13 protein-coding genes are annotated in these 17,329 nt (G+C 36.5%); 8 read left to right on the top strand and 5 right to left on the bottom strand.

Annotated features, from left to right (window positions below; all coding sequences use genetic code 11):
- Window positions 1–1,392, top strand: a complete 1,392-nt coding sequence (locus tag GQR60_RS07885) for an NAD(P)/FAD-dependent oxidoreductase (protein WP_124992413.1) — start codon at window positions 1–3, stop codon at window positions 1,390–1,392.
- Window positions 1,393–1,680: 288 nt separating this feature from the next.
- Here the strand turns inward: GQR60_RS07885 and GQR60_RS07880 are convergent, their stop codons facing one another.
- Window positions 1,681–2,694 (bottom strand): LacI family DNA-binding transcriptional regulator, encoded by a 1,014-nt coding sequence (locus tag GQR60_RS07880; protein ID WP_124992412.1) that lies wholly within the window; start codon window positions 2,692–2,694, stop codon window positions 1,681–1,683.
- Between the two features lie 303 nt (window positions 2,695–2,997).
- Here GQR60_RS07880 and GQR60_RS07875 point away from each other — a divergent pair, with 303 nt between their 5' ends.
- The 4 genes from GQR60_RS07875 (at window position 2,998) to GQR60_RS07860 (ending at window position 9,488) form a co-directional block, all read left to right on the top strand.
- Window positions 2,998–5,658, top strand: coding sequence for a TonB-dependent receptor (locus GQR60_RS07875; protein ID WP_124992411.1), 2,661 nt, complete (start codon window positions 2,998–3,000; stop codon window positions 5,656–5,658).
- A gap of 102 nt (window positions 5,659–5,760) precedes the next feature.
- Window positions 5,761–6,411: a uridine kinase family protein gene (locus GQR60_RS07870; RefSeq protein ID WP_124992410.1), complete on the top strand. Its 651-nt coding sequence runs from the start codon at window positions 5,761–5,763 to the stop codon at window positions 6,409–6,411.
- Between the two features lie 82 nt (window positions 6,412–6,493).
- On the top strand, window positions 6,494–8,206 hold the full coding sequence (locus tag GQR60_RS07865) for an alpha-amylase family protein (RefSeq protein WP_225441371.1): 1,713 nt from the start codon (window positions 6,494–6,496) through the stop codon (window positions 8,204–8,206).
- 34 nt (window positions 8,207–8,240) lie between these two features.
- Window positions 8,241–9,488, top strand: a complete 1,248-nt coding sequence (locus GQR60_RS07860) for an MFS transporter (RefSeq protein WP_124992409.1) — start codon at window positions 8,241–8,243, stop codon at window positions 9,486–9,488.
- A gap of 63 nt (window positions 9,489–9,551) precedes the next feature.
- Here GQR60_RS07860 and GQR60_RS07855 read toward each other — a convergent pair whose 3' ends face one another.
- The 4 genes from GQR60_RS07855 to GQR60_RS07840 all read right to left on the bottom strand — a co-directional run bounded on the left by GQR60_RS07855 (window position 9,552) and on the right by GQR60_RS07840 (window position 11,603).
- Window positions 9,552–9,851 carry a two-CW domain-containing protein gene (locus tag GQR60_RS07855; RefSeq protein ID WP_124992408.1) on the bottom strand — a complete coding sequence of 100 codons (300 nt, stop codon included), beginning with the start codon at window positions 9,849–9,851 and terminating at the stop codon, window positions 9,552–9,554.
- Between the two features lie 183 nt (window positions 9,852–10,034).
- Window positions 10,035–10,595, bottom strand: coding sequence for a DUF4269 domain-containing protein (locus GQR60_RS07850; protein ID WP_124992407.1), 561 nt, complete (start codon window positions 10,593–10,595; stop codon window positions 10,035–10,037).
- Window positions 10,596–11,000 (bottom strand): nucleoside 2-deoxyribosyltransferase, encoded by a 405-nt coding sequence (locus tag GQR60_RS07845; RefSeq protein WP_124992406.1) that lies wholly within the window; start codon window positions 10,998–11,000, stop codon window positions 10,596–10,598. It abuts the gene before it with no gap.
- A gap of 33 nt (window positions 11,001–11,033) precedes the next feature.
- Window positions 11,034–11,603: a hypothetical protein gene (locus GQR60_RS07840; RefSeq protein WP_124992405.1), complete on the bottom strand. Its 570-nt coding sequence runs from the start codon at window positions 11,601–11,603 to the stop codon at window positions 11,034–11,036.
- A gap of 308 nt (window positions 11,604–11,911) precedes the next feature.
- On the opposite strand from GQR60_RS07840, the gene GQR60_RS07835 reads away from it, so the two are divergent.
- Genes GQR60_RS07835 through GQR60_RS07825 form a run of 3 tightly spaced genes read left to right on the top strand, consistent with a single transcriptional unit; the run spans window position 11,912 to window position 17,325 of the window.
- Entirely contained in the window at window positions 11,912–13,252 is a 1,341-nt protein-coding gene (locus GQR60_RS07835) for a sugar porter family MFS transporter (protein ID WP_124992404.1), read from the top strand.
- 30 nt (window positions 13,253–13,282) lie between these two features.
- On the top strand, window positions 13,283–14,179 hold the full coding sequence (locus GQR60_RS07830; RefSeq protein ID WP_124992403.1) for a carbohydrate kinase family protein: 897 nt from the start codon (window positions 13,283–13,285) through the stop codon (window positions 14,177–14,179).
- An 11-nt stretch (window positions 14,180–14,190) separates the two neighbouring features.
- Window positions 14,191–17,325: a SusC/RagA family TonB-linked outer membrane protein gene (locus GQR60_RS07825; RefSeq protein ID WP_124992402.1), complete on the top strand. Its 3,135-nt coding sequence runs from the start codon at window positions 14,191–14,193 to the stop codon at window positions 17,323–17,325.
- The last annotated feature ends 4 nt before the right edge of the window (window positions 17,326–17,329 follow it).

Genomic DNA, 17,329 nt, shown 5'->3' with positions numbered 1-17,329 from the left:
ATGAAGAAATACGATGTGATTATTGTCGGAGCCGGACCTGCCGGTATCTTTTGTGCTTATGAATTAGTAAAGAACAGAGATGATTTAAATATTTTAATCCTTGAAAAAGGGAGAGGAATGGATAAACGGAAGTGTCCAAAACATACCAATGGAGGAAAGTGTGTGCATTGTAAGCCGTGCAGTATTACTACCGGTTGGGCTGGAGCAGGGGCATTTTCTGATGGAAAACTTTCACTGTCGCCGGAGGTTGGAGGTACTTTGCCTGATTATTTGGGTTTAGAGGAAACAATCAAATTAATTAAATATACCGATGAGGTGTATTTAGATTTTGGAGCAGCATCTGATATTCATGGGGAATCGCTAAGCCTTGAAATGCAGAAGATCAGAAAAAAGGCTATTGAGGCAAATTTGAAGTTGGTGCATTGTCCTGTTCGGCATTTGGGCACTGAAAAAGCTCAGGAATTGTACCGGAAATTATACGATTACCTTATTAATAGAGGTGTTGCAGTACATTTTAACTGCGCTGTTGAAAATCTGATTTTAGAGGAAGATAAAATCAAAGGAGTTAAAAATGGAAAGGGGAGTTACTTTGCCGATATAGTAATGGTATCGGTGGGAAGAGATGGCGCAGATTGGTTAATGAAGGAGTGCAGTAAGGAAAGCATTTCTACCGAAGTTGGAGTGGTAGACATAGGTGTTCGATTGGAGTGCCGGAATGAGGTGATGAAGGATATTAATGACAATTTTTACGAGGCAAAATTGATTCATTATACGCATACTTTTGATGACAAGGTGCGCACTTTTTGTTCAAATCCAGGTGGTTTTGTATCGTCGGAATATTACGATGATAACCTGGCTGTGGTGAACGGACATAGTTTTAAAGATTTAAAGAGTGATAATACTAATTTCGCTTTATTAGTATCGCAGAAATTTACAGAACCTTTTAAAGCTCCTATTGAGTATGGCAAGCACATTGCTCGTTTGGCAAATATGCTCACGAATAATCAAATAATGGTGCAGCGATTTGGAGACTTAATAAGGGGGCGGAGAACAACGTCGAGTCGTTTGTATCGAAATAACATTATACCAACTTTGAAAGATGCTGTACCCGGAGATTTGAGTTTGGTTTTGCCTCATAGAATATTGAAAGATATCGAGGAAATGATTTTGGCTCTGGATAAAGTGACACCAGGTTTAGCCTCAGATGAAACATTATTGTATGGCGTTGAAGTAAAATTTTACAGCAATATCACTAAAGTGGATAATGGTTTTCAGTCTACTTCGGTTGAAAATCTTTATTTAGGTGGTGATGGAGCTGGAATTACCCGTGGCCTTATGCAGGCCTCGGTTAATGGAGTTGTTATTGCAAGAGGGATTTTAAAGAAAGTGTAATTACAGTTATTTTGTTGGTTGCTGATTCTATTGTTATCAGCAATCAGCTCAATAAATTTTTAACCCAAATTATTCTTTGGGTGTGGCAGGTAAAAACTAAATATACTTCCTTGGTTAAGAGTGCTTTCAACAGTTACCCAGCCGTCTGGTTTTTGAACAATTCGTTTCACGATTGATAATCTTAATCCATTACATTCCAAAAGATTATCTTCTAATTTCTGAGAATTGACAAAAAATATAACACATTGTGGACAAACAAACTTTTAAGTATTTATTTGTGTTTGGATGTTATACTTTTGTTGAATCTCTAATAATTAATCTACTTGACAGGTTAATTGTTTTGGGTTCCAATATGTTGTTTTCGTGAATTCTTTGAAAAAGTCTTTCGGCTGCAATTTTACCAATTTCTATTCCCATTGGATCAATTGTTGAAACCGGAGGGTTATACATTTGACTGAATGTATCTTCACAAAAACCAATAACAGCAATGTCTTCAGGGATTTTAATTTTAGCTGCATACAACGCTTTCATAATTCCAGACATTGTGAGATCGCTAATTGCCAGGATTGCATCAGGGGGATTTGTTAATTCTAAAAGTTTTTTTGTCTCTTTTTCAGCTTCCTCCGATGACTGTCCTGTTATAATGAATTCCTCATTAATTTCTATACTATGTTTCTTTAATGCTTTCTTGTATCCACTAAGTCGGTTGCTGCTAATTAGTAGATTTGGATTCCCCAGACATATTGCAATTTTTCTTTTTCCTATCGAAATCAAATGTTCAACGGCATTGAATGCACCTGAAATATCATCAACTAAAACCATGTCTGCTTGAATGGATTTTGGAATTCGATCGAAAAAAACAATAGGAGTGTTATCCTCAATTAGAGCCGTGAAATGGCTTAAGTTTTCGGTTTTTCGGGAAATGGAGACTAAAATTCCTTCCACATTATTGCTTTGCAGGATATCTACATTAAGTACTTCTCTTTCGTATGATTCGTTGGATTGCAGAATCATTAAATTATAACCTCTCTTATTAACTTCATTTTCAATTCCGTGAATAACAGAGGGGAAAAAAAACGGAGAAAGGGTAGGTACAATTAAACCAATCACTTTGCTTTTTTTATGCCGTAAGGACATAGCAACCGCATTAGGTTTGTATTTAAGCTGTTTGGCCATCATTTGTACGGCCTCTTTTGTAGCATTACTAATGTCGGGGTGATCTTTAAGAGCTCTGCTGACTGTAGATTTTGAAACGCCTAAGATTTTTGCAATGTCAATTATTGTAATGGCTTTATTAGTCATGAATAATATGTTTTCAAGATTATTTTCCGAAATCGTTTGAAATATTTTAGTAAAAGTTATCAACTGCAACCGGTTGCACGACCGGTTGCAGTTTTAACACTCTGTTTTTAAAGTATTTGCATGTTGACTATTATTTCAGGATTACATATATTTGTTAGTATAATCTTAGCTAAGATAACGATTGCGAAAAAAAAACGAATCAACTAACTACTATTTCTTTGAAATACCTTTGGGTGTAAATTTGAACAAAAAATTCCTTACATCCCAGATGTTTCACTCGTAATAGATTAATAAAATGAATTTATGAAACGAAAGATTCTTTTGACGTTTGCTAATCTTTTCCTTTTTATTGGATTGATTAATGCGCAAACAGGGATTTTAAAAGGGAACGTTACAGATAAGCTTTATGAAGAACCCTTAATTGGAGCATCTGTAGTTGTTAAAGGAACAACAAATGGTACTATTTCAAATATTGACGGGACTTATCAGTTGGAAAATATTGAAGCAGGTACCTATACTATTGTAGCATCTTTTATTGGGTACTCGAAAGTAGAGAAAGAAGTTACTATTATTGCAGATCAGGAAATTACTCTTGATTTTGATTTGTCTGCAGATTTAATCGGTTTGGATCAGGTTACTGTAACCGGTGTTGTGAATCAAAAATCGAACATTGAATCGAGTGTTGCGTTAACAACACTAAAACCAAAATTTGTTGAAGTTTTTGGAGCGGCAACTACGGCTGAACTATTTAAAGCAATTCCTGGTATCCGATCAGAGTCTTCGGGAGGTGAAGGAAATGCGAATATCGCTGTTCGTGGTATTCCAATTGCTTCAGGAGGTTCAAAGTTTCTACAAATTCATGAAGATGGTTTGCCGGTAATGCAGTTTGGAGATATCTCTTTTGGTAATGCTGATATTTTTCTAAGATCAGACAGAACTATTGGTCGTATCGAAGCCATTAAAGGAGGTAGTGCATCAACTTTCGCAAGTAATTCGCCTGCTGGTATCATTAACTTTATTAGTAAGAATGGTGCGGTTGAAGGTGGAAGTATTGGAATGACCATGGGACTTGATTACAAATCACACAGAACTGATTTTGAGTATGGAGCTCCTATTGGAAATGGATTCCGCTTTCATGTTGGTGGATTTTTCCGCGAAGGAGAAGGTCCTCGAAATCCTGGATATACAGGTAATAGCGGAGGTCAGATAAAAGCGAATATTACCAAAGAATTTGAAAAAGGATATGTTCGGTTGTATTTTAAAGTTTTGGATGATAAATCAATTGCGTACATGCCTATGCCGGTAAAAGTGACCGGAACAAAAGGTGATCCTAAATATAAGTCGATTCCTGGTTATAGTATTACCGGCAGTTCTCTTCAAAGTCCAAATTTCATGCACGTATTAAGTGTGGATGCGAATGGAAACAGCAGAACCAGTAACATTGGTGATGGAATGCATCCCGTTTCGAAAGTTGTAGGTGGTGAATTTTCCTTCGATATTGGTGAGGGATGGCAGTTGAAAGAAAAATTTCGTTATGCGAACAATCACGGTTCATTTGTGGCTCCGTTTCCTGCTCAAATTGGAAATGCAAACGATATAGCTGAAAGTATTGCCGGTGCAGGATATAGTTTAAGCTATGCAAATGGTGCGAATGCAGGTGTTGCTTTAAATGATTCACAAATCGGTAATCTAAATAATAATGGATTATTGATGAGAACGATTCTTTTCGACGTTGATATGAACGACCTTGGCAATTTCACAAATGATTTTTATTTATCGAAATCATTTGATAATGTTGATTTTACTGCTGGTTATTATAAAGCACAGCAAAAAATTGGAATGACTTGGTTGTGGCAGACTTTCCTTACTGATATTAGTTCTGACGGACCGAGATTAATGAATATTGCAAGTGCTGACAATTCTTACTATAGTAGTAATGGTTTGATAGCACATGGTGTTCCTTTCTGGGGAAATTGCTGTACCCGTGGTTACGATATGACTTATGATATTGATGCTGTTTATGCAAATGTTGGAATTGAAGTTACTGATCAATTAAATATTGAAGGTAGTGTTCGTTACGATATGGGTGATGTAACAGGTCATTATTTGTCAAATTATCAAGCTCCTGTTGATGTTGATAATAACGGAAGCATAACTCCGGTTGAAGAAAGTGTAACTGTTTTGGATAATGCAAATCCAATGCCTGTTGATTACGATTACAACTATGTTTCTTATTCTTTAGGTGCTAATTATAAGATCAATGACGATCAGGCTGTTTATACACGCTACAGTAAAGGTGGCAGAGCTAATGCCGACCGCTTGTTGTATTCTCCGTTTATCACTCCTGAAGGAGGAACTGTTGACGGACTGGATGCTGATGAAATTAAGCAATTCGAATTGGGATACAAATACAAATCTCCATCACTGGCTGTAATTGTTACAGGTTTTTATACTGATATCTCGGAACAGAATGAAGAGTTTGGTAAAATTATTAACAAGGAATTCACAACCTATGGTGCTGAATTCGAAGGGATTTATCAAAAATCAAATTTCAATGTGGCTTTTGGAGCAACTTACACACATGCCGAAATTGACAAAAGTTTAAACGCTGATGAAAAAGGAAATACTCCTCGAAGAGTACCTGATTTATTGTACAACATTACACCTTCATACGATTTCAACAAAGGCAAAACGTCTATCGGTTTTAGTTTGATAGGTACAACAAAGGTATATGCTCAGGATGATAATGGTATTGTGTTGCCAGGATATGCTTATGTGAATGCTTATGCCAGTCAGAACATTACCAAAGGTTTATCTATTCGTGCAAATATAAACAACTTGTTTAATACGATTGGATTTACTGAAATGGAAGGGGATTCTTTTGTTGAAAATACTACGAATTACATGCGAGCAAGACCTATTACAGGCCGGGCTTCAACTTTAAGTATTACATATACTTTTTAGCATATTAATATTGAAAAGCAGAGAATCGGGGGAGGTAAAGATCTCCTCCGAAACACTCAAAGTATGTCTTAAAGAATCAATGAACAACTAAAATATAAAATCATGAAGGGTGATATTATTGTAGTGGAAGAACACCATGTTAAGGTTGCAGGAAAAATTGCTCCCAGTTTGGTAGAGAAAATTAAAAATAAGGGCAAACGATATACAATTACCGTATCTGGTGAATCGGGAAGTGGAAAATCAGAAACAGGAAAGGCTATTGCCGATGAGTTGGAGAAGGAAGGAATAAAATCGGTATTGCTTGGACAGGATGATTATTTTGTTCTTCCTCCAAAATCAAATGATGCAAAAAGAAGGGAAGATCCTGAATGGTTAGGACCTCACGTTGAGGTTAAAATGGATTTAATGGATCAGAATTTAAAGGATGCAGTTGATGGCAAAAATGAGATTGTAAAACCTTTAATTGATTACAACCAGAATAGTGTAGAAAATGAAGTAATTAACCTGGAAGGAATTCAGGTTGTGATTGCAGAAGGAACCTATACCAGTTTATTGAAAAATGTGGATACTAAGGTTTTTATTGCCCGAAATAGAATTGATACTTTGGAGCACAGACAGAAAAGAAACCGTGGTAAGGAGGTTGGTGATCCTTTTATTGAGCAGGTTTTAATTACCGAGCACAAAATAATCGCTGGTCATAAACAACTGGCTGATTTTGTAATCACAAAAGATTATGAATTGGAAATAAAATAATTAACTGTTTTGCCTTAAAGGAAATAATTAGTGCATTATAATTTCAAGTTTAATGATTAATATCTTGATTAGATAGGAGGAGATGAAAGACATGAATGAGAATAAATCAATCATAAAATCGGGTCCAATGCTGAATGCTTATCCTGATAGTATTGGAGGAACTTTAGATGATATCATTAGATTTCTGAATAGGAATGAATTGGAGGATGTATTTCAGTCATTCTATATTTTACCTAGTGTTTTTAATACCGATTTAGACAGAGGTTTTTCCGTTATCGATTATAACCTGAATAAGATGTATGCTTCGAAGGAAAATTTAATCGAACTGAAAAAAATGAACATTGCACTAAAGTTTGATTTTGTGTTAAACCATTCGTCTGTTCTTTCCAGTCAGTTTCAGGATATTTTAAAAAATGGTGAGAATTCTAAGTATAAGGAGTTTTTTATACCATGGAATAAATTTTGGGATGGATGTGGAGAAATATCAGAAGAAGGTTATATCCAACCTGATACAGAATACATCAAAGATATGTTTTTCAGAAAACCTGGTCTGCCGATTTTAATGGTTCGCATGCCCGATGGAAAGGAGGTTCCCTACTGGAACACTTTTTATCAGGAAGTGAAATATGGGAAAATTGATGCTCAGGACTTGATGAAGGCTTTTGATATTCAATATGTTTCGGCAGATAGACTGGCGAAAATAGTAAATACAGCTATAGATGAAGGCAAAAAGCTTGCAGAGATTGAATTTGGGAAACTTGACGAGTACCGTAAAGATACAATTGACTTACTGGAATCCAGAAGAAAATATCTTGGACAAATGGATCTTAATATCAAGTCTCCGTTGGTGTGGGAATTTTACGAAGATACCTTGAAAAAACTATCCGGTTATGGTGCCGAGATTATTAGGCTTGATGCATTTGCATATGCTCCTAAAGAACCTGGTTTGCCAAATTTTTTGAATGATCCTGGAACATGGAATTTACTTGGGAGGGTTAAAGCTTTGGCCGATAGATATAACTTAACGCTCTTGCCTGAAATACACTCGAAGTACGAAGATAAAATGCACGAAAAATTAGCTGACCAAGGCTATTTGACTTATGATTTTTTCTTGCCGGGATTAATTATAGATGCTTTCGAGAGAAACACAAATGAGGTCTTGATCAGATGGATTAAGGAAATGTTGGAACAAGATATCAAAGTTGTAAATATGCTGGGGTGTCATGATGGAATTCCTTTGTTGGATTTAAAAGGCTTGCTGACTGAAGAACAGATTCAGGTTTTGATTGACACTGTTGTTGAACGGGGAGGATTTGTGAAAGATCTGCATGGGGAAAAGAACATGTATTATCAGGTAAATGCAACGTATTACAGCGCATTGGGCGAAAATGATGCAAAACTTCTGTTGGCGAGAGCTATTCAAATTTTTATGCCCGGCAAACCTCAGGTTTGGTACCTCGATCTTCTTGCAGGAAAGAATGATCATGAAGCTGTCAAAAATGCCGGGGCTGGAGGGCACAAAGAAATCAACAGAACAAATTTGAAATTAGAGGAAGCATTCAATGAATTAGGGAAAGATGTGGTACTTAAGCAACTCTCTTTATTGAAATTTAGAAATAATTTCCCGGCCTTTGGTTTTGATGCTGAACTGAAAATTCTGGAATCCAAACCGGAATCACTAAAATTACAATGGGAAAATAATGGATGCATTGCCGCTTTTGATGCAAATTTGAAAAAATACACCTTCAATATAGTTGCGACCAACGAAAAAGGAGAGGTAGTATATAATTTCTAGTAGGATTATTTTATCCTTACATAAAAATAAAAAGATGGGAAATATTGATAATATACAAGGTATTACAAATATAAAACTGATTAAATGGCTGACATACATGATGTTTTTGATGTTTGCCATGACAACCGATGCCGTTGGAGTAATTATTCCGGAAGTAATGAAAACTTTCGATTTAAGCATGACAGCAGCAGGATTGCTGCACTATGGTCCGATGACAGCAATTGCTTTGGCTGGAATTTTCCTTGGGTTTTTAGCAGATAAATTGGGACGAAAGAAAACAATTATACTTGGCTTGCTTCTTTTTGTTGTTAATTCCTATCTGTTTATTATTGGAAATGCTTTTGCATTTTTCTTGACACTGATGGTAATTTCGGGAGCGGCCATTGGAATATTTAAAACTGGAGCCCTGGCTCTAATAGGTGATATTACGAAATCAACAAAAGAGCATACATCTACCATGAATGCGGTTGAAGGATTCTTTGGTGTTGGTGCTATTATCGGACCATTTATTGTAAGTTATTTTTTAACTCAAGGAGTAGATTGGAAATGGCTTTATGTTGTAGCGGCAAGTTTATGCGTTGTTCTGATTTTAATTGCCGTTAAGGTTAAATATCCCGAAACTCAAAAAAAGTCAGGTGAAGCCATTAATATAAGAAGAACCTTTGCAATGATTAAAGATCCTTATGCTTTTGGTTTTTCAATGGGAGCTTTTCTTTATGTTTCGGTTGAAGCAGCTATTTATGTTTGGATGCCTACTTTGATTAAAGGATATGATGGCAGCTTGTTGTTTATAGCCACTTATGCTTTGCCGATTTTCTTTATTTTGAGAGCTGGAGGACGATTTTTAGGTGCGTGGATGATGTCTCGTTTCAATTGGGCCGTGGTATTAAGTCTGTTTAGTTTTGCTATTTTGGTTTGTTTTGTTGGCAGCATGTTATTTGGAGTGGAAGCAACGGTATTCTTATTGCCGTTGTCCGGATTGTTTATGTCTGTTATTTATCCAACCATCAATTCGAAAGGGATTAGTTGTTTTCCAAAATCAAGCCATGGAGCAGTTGCGGGAGTGATTCTGTTTTTTACAGCCGCCGGCGCAGCACTTGGCCCATTGGCCATGGGAGCAATAAGCGATGCCTTTGGCAGCGATGCAAAGTATGGATTTATGCTTGCTACAGTTTTTGCTGTGATACTTTTTGCAGGAACAGTTTATAATTTGATTGTTGATCCGACAAAAAAGAGGTTACAAGACTTGGATTTAAGTGAATATATGATTGAAAAGGCTTAGAACTATTAATGTAGTTTAGGGAATGAGCTTTATAAAAGAATAGGTTGTAGATGATTCGACAACCTATTTGTTTTGATGGATTTTTTGAGGCATGAGAATAAATTCACGTCCTTGTTCGACGTTTACTGATTTAAAGAAACTGCAGTTGATGCAATTCAGCAGCTTATCTTCCAGTCCACCTTGAATTTCCGAATCACAAAGAGTACCTTCAACTGTCCAGCAATACCTGCCGGAGAATGTTCCGCCATTAATACCACTGTTATGATACAGTGTACTTGCGGGACAAGTACCCAGCTCCTCAGAGTTTATTCCACCTACCTCTCTGCCACACAAATAATATTCCCAACAGTTTAATCCTTCCATATCAATATAAAATATTGATCAAAAATAGATTATAAACTGCTGGTAATCAAAATTTATAGAGCAATTACTTTTGCTGTTTGGCAGACGAATTGTAATCAATGGTAAACATTGAAATTTCGTCTCCTTAAGTGTGATGTTAATTTGTACCGTTGTCTGATTTACTATGAATTACGATCGGTGTTTTTAACTCTTATTCCAATGTTGAAGTATTTCGGAATCGGTTACACCTTCCATATTTAGCAATTGCTGATATGGATCTCCCTTTAATTTTAATAATTTAGCAAATGCAGGTTCTGTTTTCAGACCTTCCTTTTTTAACTGAATTACTTTTTGTTTAAAATCTTCGCCAAGTAATTGCAGAATACGATGCTCAATCAGCATATGACGATAGGAATTTTGATCTGTAGGAGGAAAAAGAGAACCAAATATTTCAAAAGGGAAATCCTGGTAAGTAAAGCTTGCCACTACAACCCAGTATCCGTTTTTTTCTTTTTGCTGTATTTTAAAATCTGTTTGATCTCTAAACAGATTTTCCATTTTCCGTTCAAATTTATCAGCATCCATAAATCGGCAGGTAATATCTAAATCACTTGAATCAATTGAAATTCCAATAGGAATTGTACCGGTTAAAATAGGAGAATACTCTGCCAGAAGATTAAAAACCTGAAGTTTATTTAAGCATTTAAATGCTCTTTTCTGAATTGCCGAACCCGAATTCAGGTATGAAATATCTTGCCAGTTCATCTATGTCGTTTTAAGTTGTTTCTTTAAAATCTCCTTAGCTTCTGCTACATTTGAGTATTCAAAGCACTGCAAATCGGAACACCCGCGAATCATTGCAGAGGTCGTTTTGCCGTTTAATACTCTGTACAAACATATTATGGGTTTATTCATGTCAATAGCCCGGCCAATTTCGTAGCCAACCCCAAGCGAAGGAACAGTTACTTCTGCTATCACTATATCCGATTCTTTTACCCACTTCACATCCCGATCGTGTATTTCCTTATCGGTTATTGTGGTGTCTATCGTTTTTGATCCAATGTGCTCGGTTAAAACGGTTCCATATTGTTTCAATTCCTGAATCAGTTCGGCATACAAATCTGTGTCTTGCTGTCCTCCGCGTATCGATCCTGAAAAATATATCTTCATACTGTTTTTGTTTTATGCTTTTAGGGATGTAAGTTAATTTAGTTGATCCTGTACTTTTTCGGGAATCAATCTTTTTAATCCTTTTGCCTGAGGTGAATTCACATCTACATATTTCCAGTTATCCGATTTTTTATCGGCAATTGCCACCATCGATCGGTGTGCTTGAATGGTAAATGAATTCGATGCTTCGTGATATTTTACATTTTCTTTGCCAAATTCCTGCTCAAATTGAGGTTGCATTAAAGAGCTGCCTTGCGACATCAATCCGGTAAGTTTAACTTTAATAATTCCGTAGTATTGAATTTTGCAATATTTCTCTTTCCCATAATCCACTACCTTCGATATTTTGTCGATAGAATGAAAGTCGGTTGTCATTTTAACACCCAAATTATCCATCTGTTCCAAAACCATCAGCATGTTATCCTTGCTCATCATTTCAAACATGGGTGGATACATCATATCGGTAACCGTATTCCATTGTTTGTTATTAAATGCAGTTGTGTAATTCCGCAGATCTTTTTCGAAATGTTGTTTCAGTTGTGTTTGAGCAAATCCTGTCGTTATTGCAAAGCTTAGAACAAGCAGTATGGCTATCTTCTTCATGTCATCTTTTTTTTAAATTCTTAGGAAGATAAGAAAAAGGATGATATCAATGATTAAAAAGATGTTAAAATACAAATGTGTTTGATCGTTAAGTCATAATATAAATGGCTGTCTGGTTTTTGTACGGTGTTCTAATTCAAATTTGGAAATGTAACATTTATGCTAAAATGGTAACATATATCATACAAACGTTTGTATTCCCGCATTTTGATACATAAATGATATTGTTGGTAACATATGAAGGATATGATTCTTTGCGAACATACTAGATTCGTCACATAAAATTTAAACGATTTAATAAAACGGTGATGAAGAAGAATAATACCTATGTATTTACGTGTGCATTAATTGCAGCCTTGGGTGGATTACTATTTGGTTTCGATACGGCAGTAATATCGGGTGCTGAAAAATCGATTCAGGAGATGTTCGGATTGGATGGATTCTGGCATGGCTTTACAGTTGCAATAGCGTTGATAGGAACAATTGTCGGAGCAATGACTGCAGGTAAACCTGCTGATAAATATGGACGAAAAAGTGTATTGATTGTTATTGCGGTTATTTATGGAATGACAGCATTGGCAACAGCTGTGGCAGATGATTGGTTGGTTTTTATTTCTTTTCGGTTTATTGGAGGAATAGGCGTTGGAGCATCATCGGTTATTGGCCCAATGTATATTGCAGAAATAGCTCCGGCACATCTTCGAGGAAGATTGGTTGGTATGTTTCAGCTAAATGTAGTAAGCGGTATTCTATTGGCTTTCTTTTCCAACTACTTAATTTCATCTATAGTGGAGGTTGATGCATGGAGATGGATGCTTGGAGTGCAGGCGCTTCCTGCTTTTATTTTTTTCTTGCTATTATTTTATATTCCATCTACTCCTCGGTTACTCGTTTTGAAAGGAAGATCAAAAGAGGCTCTTGGCTTATTAAAAAAATTAGCTTCTCGTAATCCTGAAAATGAATTAAAAGAGATCGAAGAATCATTACAAGGGGATAACGCAACATCCAGTGCAAATCTATTTGCAAGAGAGTATCGTTTGCCGGTGATTCTTGCCATATTGGTTGCTGTCTTTAATCAGATGTCAGGTATTAATGCAATTATGTATTATGCACCACGAATTTTTGAAATGACTGGTTTTGGTAAGGATGACGCTCTGCTTCAATCTGTAACGATAGGAGCAACCAATTTTTTATTTACCATGTTGGCAATGACTGTAATCGATAAGTTTGGCCGTAAGAAATTGCTTTTAATTGGCTCAGTAGGAATGATGGCATTTCTTGGAATGGTGGCAAAGACTTTGTTTGAGGGATCAACGGGAAATATTTTGGTTGTAGTTTATTTAGTTGGGTTTATAGCATTTTTTGCATTTTCTCAAGGAGCTGTAATTTGGGTGTTTATTTCAGAAATATTCCCTAATAAGATACGTGCAAAAGGACAAGCTTTAGGAAGTTTTACGCATTGGATAATGGCAGCAATGGTATCATGGATGTTTCCTGCAATTGCCGAAAGTGGTGCCAATGGCGGAGGTGTTGCTTTTATGATATTCTCTGTGGCTATGTTGGTGCAGTTGATTGTTGTATTCAAGTTCTTCCCTGAAACTAAAGGGAAATCGTTGGAACAAATCCAGAAGGAATTAAAACGGGCTTAAGTCAAATATAAATTGAGAAAATAATTTGTGATGGACATTAAAAATCAAAAAATAATAAGTGTCGGTGAAATGTTATGGGATATGATGCCCACTGGTCCTAAGCCAGGTGGAGCACCTATGAATGTGGCTTTGCAATTAAACAATATTGGACTTGATGTTGAATTTGCAAGTCGGATTGGGAATGATGAACAAGGTTTAAAACTGAAACGTTTTTTAGAAGAATCAGGAATGAGTACAGTGTTAATTCAGCTTGATTCAGAATTGCCTACCAGTGAGGTATTGGTTCATTTGGATGATAAGAATAATGCGAAATATGAAATTTGTGAGCCGGTTGCATGGGATCATTTAGAATATACCGAACAATTGTCTCACAAAGTAAAAGAATCAGGAATAGTTGTATTCGGGACATTGGGTTCCAGAAACAAAAAAGCAAAACAAACAATCTTGAATGTGTTGGATTCTGATTGTTTAAAAGTAATTGATGTAAACCTCCGTCCGCCTTTCGATCAGAAAGAAGATGTCGAAATATTGCTTGGTAAAGCCGACGTCGCAAAACTGAATGATGAGGAATTGATCCAGATATCAGGATGGTACGGAAAGACCTCTAAAAATGAAGAAGATTTGATTCGTTGGTTTTCAGAACAGTACCAATGTTCAATGGTTTGTGTGACCAAAGGAGCTAATGGTGCTGTTCTGTTTACAAACAATCAATTTTTTAATCATTTAGGTTATAAGGTTGCTGCAGTTGATGCTGTGGGAGCTGGTGATGCATTTTTAGCTGGGTTTTTATCAGCTTTGGTACAAAATAAATCACCGGAAGAAGCATTGAATTTTGGCTCGGCAACCGGGGCGTTTGTTGCCTCTAAAGAGGGAGCAACACCCAAGTATGATATGAGTGAAGTTTTACGAATTATGAATCAATCCTAATTTAAATTTCTATGAAAAATCAACTCTTACAAATCACAAAAAGATCAATAGCAGCTCTATTGATTTTTCTTGCGGTTTCAGTTCCGTTACATGCATTGGCTCAGACAATCAATGTTAGCGGAAAAGTTACGATGGTCAACTCCGATGAAGGAATTCCAGGAGTTTCAGTGGTCGAAAAGGGCTCTGTGAATGGTACTGTAACCGATATCAATGGTCAGTACACATTTGAAGTATCAGCAACAGGAACAATTCAATTTTCTTTTGTGGGATTCAAAACGCAGGAAATTCCTGTTAACGGACTTAGTTCCGTAAACGTTGTCATGGAAGAAGATTTCCAGCAGTTGGATCAGGTTGTTGTTACAGGATATCAATCGCAGAGGAAAGCAGATTTAACCGGAGCGGTTTCTGTTATTGATGTAGATGAAATTGTTAGCACTCCAAGTGCTAATCCCATAAAATCATTGCAAGGGCACGTTCCTGGCATGTTTGTTACCTCAGATGGATCGCCAAGTGGTTCAGGAACTACAATCCGCATAAGAGGAATTGGTACGTTAAATAATAACGATCCTTTGTATGTGATTGATGGGGTTCCTACAAAAGCGGGAATGCATGAATTAAACCCTAATGATATTGAGTCCATTCAGGTTTTGAAAGATGCATCTTCAGCGAGTATTTACGGATCGAGAGCTGCTAATGGTGTTATTATTGTGACCACAAAAAAAGGAAAAAAAGGAAAGATTCAGGTGAATTTAAATGCTTATTCCAATATTTCCTGGTACGATAACAAAATTGATGTGATGAATGCAGAACAGTATGGATCAGCATTATGGAGATCACTTGTAAATACAGGAACTGATCCTAATTCAAATAATCTTTCTTATCAATTCGATTGGAATGGAGACTTGGCGAATCCTAGCCTGAATAAAATTTTGGTTCCCAAGTTTTTGGATGCTAATCAAACAATGAAAGCTTCGGATACTGATTGGTTTGATGAGGTTTCTCAGACTTCTGTTTCGCAATCGTATGATTTGTCTGTTTCAAACGGAACCGATAAAGGAAGTTACTTATTTTCTTTGGGTTATCTGGATAATCAGGGAATTATAAAAACTACTGAGTTTACAAGAGTTTCAGCTAGAATGAATTCTAATTATGAATTAGCTGATGGTAAGGTGGTGATTGGAGAGAATTTCTCATTCAATCAAACCAATGAGGTTAATATACCTGGTGGAGTTATGGACGGAGCGGTTAGAGCTGTTCCCTTAATTCCGGTTCATACTGTTGATGGTATTGGATGGGGGGGACCGGTTGGAGGAATGAATGACCGACAAAATCCTGTTCGTATCCTGCAAAACAACAAACAAAACGATTACGACTACATCAGATTGTTTGGAAATTTCTTTGTGGACGTTGAACCAGTGAAAAATTTAAAATTCCGTTCAAGTCTGGGGATTGATTATGGCATTTACGATGCTCTTAACAGTCAATTGAGTTATTCTTCCGGTTATTTGAAGAATGAAACCAATATGGTAACAAATAACCATTCCTCCAATAAAAAAATTGTTTGGAGTAATACTCTTTCTTATGAGTATGAGGTTGACAATCATCGTTTTGATATAATGGCTGGTAGTGAATTCTACAAACAAAAAGATGAATCTTTTTGGGCTTCTGCTCAGGATTTTGCTGTAGAGGACGAAGATTATATGTATTTGGATGCGGCTGCCGGGAAAAAAGATAATGGCGGTTCTGCAGCAGAGTATGCGTTAATGTCCTACTTTGGAAAAATGAACTACGTGTATAACGATAAATATCTTGCTTCAGCTACTCTTCGTTATGATGGTTCTTCTCGTTTTGGTAACAACAATCAATACGGTCTTTTTCCTGCTTTTTCTGTTGGATGGAGAATTAATCAGGAAGATTTCATTAAAGATAATTTAAAGTCAGTCTCCAATCTTAAATTGCGGTTTGGTTGGGGAAAAACTGGTAATCAGGAAATTGATAACAATGCAACTTATTCATTGTATCAGACCAATTACGGAGGTGGAGATCCTACCTGGAGATCGCCTAATGGAACTGCATATGATATGTATGGTCAGGGAACAGGAACATTACCTTCCGGTTACAGTGTAGTTCAAACAGGGAATGATGATTTAAAATGGGAAACAACCATCCAAACCAACTTGGGGATCGACTTCGGATTGTTTGATCAAAAACTGTTTGGTGGAGTTGATTATTTCTTTAAATCAACCAAGGATATCTTGATTCTACCAGGATATATTGGTGCAATTGGCGAAGGTGGCAGTCGTTGGGTGAATGGAGCTTCAATGGAAAATGAAGGTTTGGAAGTACTTGTAGGATACCGTGGCAGCCTGAAAGAAGAATTTAAATTCGAGATCGCAGCCAATTTTGCAACCTACAGCAATAAAATCACCAAACTTCCGCTTGCAGTTGTGAATGACTATGGAGGAAACGGTTCTGATGATAATATTTTAAACCGACCAATCAATTCAATGTATGGTTACGTTGCTGATGGTTTATTTAGAACACAGGAAGAACTTGATGCTTCTGCAGAACAACCAGGAAAAGGTTTGGGTCGAATTCGTTTTGCCGATTTGGATAATAATGGAGTAGTTGACGATGCCGACAGAACCTGGATTGGAAATCCACATCCTGATTTTACTTACGGTCTTAATATATCAGCAGAATTTAAAGGATTTGATTTAACCATGTTCTTTCAGGGAATTGCTGGAATTGATGTTATTAATGATATGAAGAGGCAAGGTGATTTTTGGAGTGTTGATGATGCCGGTTCAAACAAAGGAACCCGGTTGTTAAATGCTTGGACTCCTGAAAATTCAAATTCTTCGATACCTGCACTTACAAATACAGATGCAAATTGGGAAGGTCGTTTTTCAACCTACTATGTAGAAAATGGTGGTTACATGAAGTTGCGCACAGCTCAATTAGGGTATTCATTTCCAAAATCAGTTATTGACAGATTGAAATTGAGTAAACTGAGGTTGTATGTCAGCGGTCAGAATTTATGGACGATTAAAAGTAAGAAATTTACCGGTCTGGATCCTGAAAATCCTTCTTTTGGCTACCCTAACCCGGTAATGATTACCACAGGTGTAAATGTTGCATTTTAAGTCA

The organism is Labilibaculum euxinicum, from assembly GCF_009795715.1.
GTDB lineage: Bacteria > Bacteroidota > Bacteroidia > Bacteroidales > Marinifilaceae > Labilibaculum > Labilibaculum euxinus.
Note: the sequence above shows the minus strand (reverse complement) of the source record. Positions and strands in the feature narration are given on the sequence as shown.